The 4690-nt window shown below is 55.8% G+C and carries 6 protein-coding genes; all 6 read right to left on the minus strand.

What is annotated here, in order from left to right; translation table 11 throughout:
- Positions 1–80 precede the first annotated feature (80 nt).
- Positions 81–539 carry a prepilin-type N-terminal cleavage/methylation domain-containing protein gene (locus tag F8J34_RS05110; RefSeq protein ID WP_297056931.1) on the minus strand — a complete coding sequence of 153 codons (459 nt, stop codon included), beginning with the start codon at positions 537–539 and terminating at the stop codon, positions 81–83.
- Positions 536–940: a type II secretion system protein gene (locus F8J34_RS05115; RefSeq protein WP_297056932.1), complete on the minus strand. Its 405-nt coding sequence runs from the start codon at positions 938–940 to the stop codon at positions 536–538. Before F8J34_RS05115 ends, F8J34_RS05110 begins: the two co-directional genes overlap by 4 nt.
- On the minus strand, positions 940–1371 hold the full coding sequence (locus F8J34_RS05120) for a prepilin-type N-terminal cleavage/methylation domain-containing protein (protein WP_297056933.1): 432 nt from the start codon (positions 1369–1371) through the stop codon (positions 940–942). The genes F8J34_RS05115 and F8J34_RS05120 overlap by 1 nt, the downstream gene beginning before the upstream one ends.
- 584 nt (positions 1372–1955) lie before the next feature.
- Positions 1956–3011, minus strand: coding sequence for a hypothetical protein (locus F8J34_RS05125; protein ID WP_297056934.1), 1056 nt, complete (start codon positions 3009–3011; stop codon positions 1956–1958).
- Between the two features lie 52 nt (positions 3012–3063).
- Positions 3064–4446 carry an apolipoprotein N-acyltransferase gene (lnt, locus tag F8J34_RS05130; RefSeq protein ID WP_297056935.1) on the minus strand — a complete coding sequence of 461 codons (1383 nt, stop codon included), beginning with the start codon at positions 4444–4446 and terminating at the stop codon, positions 3064–3066.
- A partial coding sequence (locus F8J34_RS05135) for a transporter associated domain-containing protein (RefSeq protein WP_297056936.1) occupies positions 4443–4690 on the minus strand: 248 nt, incomplete at its 5' end. The genes F8J34_RS05135 and lnt, both read right to left, overlap by 4 nt.

Genomic DNA, 4690 nt, shown 5'->3' on the forward strand with positions numbered 1-4690 from the left:
GCCCGTAGCTCAACTGGATAGAGCGTCGGACTTCGGATCCGATGGTTGGGGGTTCGAATCCTCCCGGGCGCGCCAGAGGCCTAAAATAGCCGCTGGAAGGTGCTGGACCCCTTATTCTGGACCGGCTGGCACTCTCCGATATTGGCATTGGCCGTGCAGTTGAGGGTCCACTCGATCTCCCAGTCGGGATCGTTGGTATCGTTTTTGACGTGGAGAGAATAGAAGGTCTCGTTGCAGCTACCGTTATCCACTTCGATGTAGAATTTGCGACGCCCGTCGGCATCATTATTAAGCCAGTATTTGTTGTCTGGATTTCCGTCGTTAAAACCGGGGAGGTCTTCAATCCGGCAGGCGTATTGGCCGTGATCTGCGTAGTATTCCTCCTCGGCCAGTTTGGCCGAAAGAAGGACCTGGATCGGGTCCACCTCGAAGGCGGAATGGAAATAGTGCCGATAAATGGAAAAGGACACCGCCGCCAGGATGGCCAGGATGGCCACCACCATCATGAGTTCTATGAGGGTAAATCCACGTACCTTCATCGCTTTTGTTCCGGACCGGAACAAAAAATATTATGATTGGCCTTATCATAAGTGCAATTGGCCTGATAGACAACCGTGGTCCCATGGACAGTGGCGTAGGCCACCACACTGAAGGTGCGATTACAGGAAAAGGAGGAGGGAAGAAGAAAGTTTACCGGATCCAGGTAAGCGGTGGCATTGCGACTGCGACAGTTTTCCAGGCTCGAAGGAGAGGAGAAAGTCGGATCCACCGCACATTGGGCTACGATCTCGTGCACGCACCCGGCAGCCAGAGTCACCAGGTCCTTGGCCTGCGCCTTGTGCTTGTAAGTGCTGTATTGAGAAACGGCCATCCCGGCCAGGATGGCCAGGATGGCCATGACGATCATGAGCTCCACCAGGGTAAAGGCTTTGAGCTTCATTAGGATACCGTGGGTGCAGTGCAAGAAATGGCCTTGTTAGTAGCATCATAGGTGCAGGTCACAGAACCGGTCTTGCTGGTTCCCCTAATGGTACCATTAGCGGTAACACTAAAAGTCGAATTGCAATTAGAAAAGCCAGTAACGCTTACAGCAATAGCATCTAAATATTTCGAAGTTCCATTACTAACACTACATGACTCTAATGAACCAGTACTGTTAAAACTAGAATCCGCCTGACACTGGGTAACGATCTCCATAGCGCAGGCCCGGGCAAATCCGATAAGGTCCTTGGCCTTGGCCTTGTTCTTGTAGGCCGAGTACTGACTGATGGCCACCGCCGCCAGGATGGCGATGATGGCGATGACGATCATCAGTTCCACCAGCGTAAAACCCTTCTCCTTCCTTCTGACCTTTTTCTTCCTTACCTCCATGACTTACACCTCCTTAGTTTGATTTTTGCATCTCTATTTTTAATCAAAATCCGTGCCAGAAGATCGGAGCCGCGTTTTCCGGCAAAAAGCAAGAGCCGAAAAAATAGACGAAAAAGAACAAGAGTTCACGCAAGCGGAATTTTTGACAAAAATTGTCAGGTAATGGACAAATTTTGTCACAGACCCGGAAATTTGATTATCTAACCTTCCCCGAGAGAGGAAATTAAGGCCTCACCAGGGCGTAGAGTCCGAAGAAATTCCTCCACCGGGAGACAGGGGAGGTCCTGTATCCGCAGAGCATATCTTCGCCGGTAGAGAAGAGATTCTTGAATAGCCCTCTTTAAAAGAGAGCAAGCCTTTTAACCTCCGGAAGAAACGGCCGTAGAGTTTTTGACCTTTAGAGCCCGTCCGATAGAGCCCTTATATTTTGCCTGAGCCAGGTGGATTTGCCGGTGCCCCGCGGGCCAAACAGGAAAAAAGCTTCCCAAAGGCTCCTTGAAAAATCGCTTCCTTAATGCCATGTTGCATGCTTTTTGGCATCGTTGTCGCCAATATGAAAGAAGTAAGGATGGTTATTAAGGGGGCTAGCCTTCAAGTTCGTAGGACCAGACCGGAAGGATGTCGCGGGAGCGGAGAAGATCCTCGATGTCCGGGGGAAAATCGTGGGCCACAAAGAGCCGAAAGACGGGAAGCCCTTTCTTTTGGGCCAGGGTATCGGCCAGTTTCTCGAACCGGGCAATCTCCTTCTTGGAGGGACGGGTCTTGACCTCACCCAGGATGAGAAGGCGCTCGCCCTTGCGGCGGGCGTGGCCATAGACATTGACCTGCCGGAAAACCCGCCCCACCTTCACATACTTTCGGATAAGACGACCCTCCACCTCAAGGCCGAAGTTTTTAAGAATGGCCGGAAGCGCCCGATAGGCAGCGTTTTCCAGGGTATAGCCCACGGTGTCCGAAAGGCCCTCGAGCCTGCGCCGCGTCTCGGCATGCTCGGTGGCAAGCTTCTTAAGCTCCTCCTCGGTGCGCCGCTGCGCCTCGGTGAGTTCAGCAATGGCCTGCCATACATGCTGAAAGTTCCGGCGCGTCTCTTCCTTGAACTCCCTAAGCTCCTCCTCCGTCCGCCGCTGCGCCTCGGCTAGCTCCGCAAGGGCGCGCTCCAGACGATCCTGCCTCTCCTCAAGGCGTTCCTGCCGTTCTTCAAGCCGCCTCTGCCCTTCCTCAAGCCTCTCCTGCCCCTCCGCTAACCTCTGAACCGCTTCCTCCGTCCGCCTCTGGGCTTCCGCAAGCTCGGCAAGAGCATGCTCCAGACGATCCTGCCTCTCCGTTAAACCCCGAACCGTTTCCTCCGTCCGCCTCTGGGCTTCCGCAAGCTCGGCAAGAGCACGCTCCAGACGATCCTGCCTCTCCGTTAAACCCCGAATCGCTTCCTCCGTCCGCCGCTGCGCCTCGGCCAGCTCGGCTACCTTCCCGGCCAGTTCCTGCACCGCCTTCTTGAGTTCCTCGAATTCCAGCCGGGATACATAGAGCTCCTCCAGCCGGGCATTCTGCTTCTCCATCTCCTCGAGAATGTCCAGCAAAACCTCGCGTAAGGAGGGATCCATCCCTTCCAGCTTGCGCATCAAGTGAACCAGCGCAGCCATGCAACCTCCTCCCCGAAAAGGCCGGTCTATATCCAAAAATCTTAGCATATTTTCATCTTTTCCAACAGGCTATCCATTCCCGGTTTATCGGTCCGCGGGAAAGAATCCGACCGTAAGGGTCGATCAGACCAGAAATACCGGTATTAGCCACCTGGAGCACGTAGCGCCGGGTCTCCACCGCTCGCAGTACGGATTGATAGAAATGCTGAGGCAGCGCAGCCGAGGATCCGAACCAGGCATCGTTGGTCAGGACCACCAGGAGATCCGCCCCTTCGCGCACCCGTTTCCGGGCCAGGAAGGGAAAGGCGTTTTCGAAACAAATGAGCAGACCCAAGCGCACCCCCTTGATCCTGATCACCCCGGGGCCCGTCCCGGGCGCATAATTACCCGAGGCCACCGCCAGTTTTCTCAACCAGGGGAACCAGCGAACCAGGGGAACATATTCCCCGAAAGGCACCAGATGTTCCTTGTCGTAAATACCCAGAACCTCCCCGGAGGGAGCCAGAACCACCGCGCTGTTCTTGAGCCTCCATCCCGAAAGGGTCCTCTCCACCCGGGGGACCCCGAAAAGGACCGGGATCCCCAGCTCGCGCACCCCTTCTTGCAACGCCTGAACCAGGGGAGATACCGGATAGACGAAGGTAAGGGCCGTTTCGGGCCAGACGATAAGGCGCGGGGTTGCGGAAAGCGCTTTCCGGGAAAGGGAAAGATAGTGATAAAGATTGCGCCGATCCTCGCCCGGATTCCATTTTATCTCCTGGGGAACATTGCCCTGAACCAGGCAGAGTGAAAGAGGGAGTGAAGGGGGATGGCGGGGTATGGTCATCAGGCCCCAGGCATATACCCCCAGCCAGAAGAATACGACCGCAGATAAAAGACCCCATCGACGGCGGGTGCAGGCCATAAAGATCAAAAAATTGGTCCCCACCAGAAGAAAGGAGAGCCCATAGACGGTAAGGTAGGCCGCGGGACGCAGAAGAGGGGGAGCCGGAGCCAGGGCCGCTCCCAGGGGTTCCCAGGGAAAACCCAGACTCCCCGCTCCCCGAAGGATCTCTCCCAGAGTCCAGAACAAAGCCAGCCCGAGGGAGGCCCGTAAGGACGGACGTTCAAAAAAGTTTCTCCCTTCCCCCAAAGCCACCGGAAGGGCCATGAACAGAGATAGATAAAGGGCCAGGAGGAAAAGGAGGGAAACCGCAGCCGGCCAGGGAAAACCTCCGAAGCGATGCATCACCCCGGCCAGCCAGTAAAGAAGGGTGGACAAATGTACGCTACCGCTCAGGAGGGCCAGCCCGAAAGCCCGCGGCCATCCCTGTCCTTTGACCGCCAGGAATAAAGGAACCAGGGCCACAAAAACCAGGGGATAAAAAGCCGGGGCAGGAAAGGAAAGGGTGAGAAGGATCCCGGTTAAGATGGCCGCCAGTAGCCGGTAGATCACGGTTTTTCGGAAAGGGGACGAACCCTAAGGGACCGAATGGCCCTCTCATCCGCGGCCAGGATCTCCACCTCCAAGCCGTCCACCACGAGCTTCTCCCCCGAAGAGGGAATCCGCCCCAGGGTCTCCTGAATAAGTCCGGAAAGAGTTTCATAATCTCCCCGGGGTAGCTCCACCCCCAGAATACGTTCCGCCTCCTCGAGGGGGGTATACGGCCCCAGAAGAAACCATCCCTCGGCATCGCGCC

The sequence above is a fragment of the Thermosulfurimonas sp. genome (genome assembly GCF_015491435.1).
In the GTDB taxonomy this organism is placed as follows: domain Bacteria; phylum Desulfobacterota; class Thermodesulfobacteria; order Thermodesulfobacteriales; family Thermodesulfobacteriaceae; genus Thermosulfurimonas_A.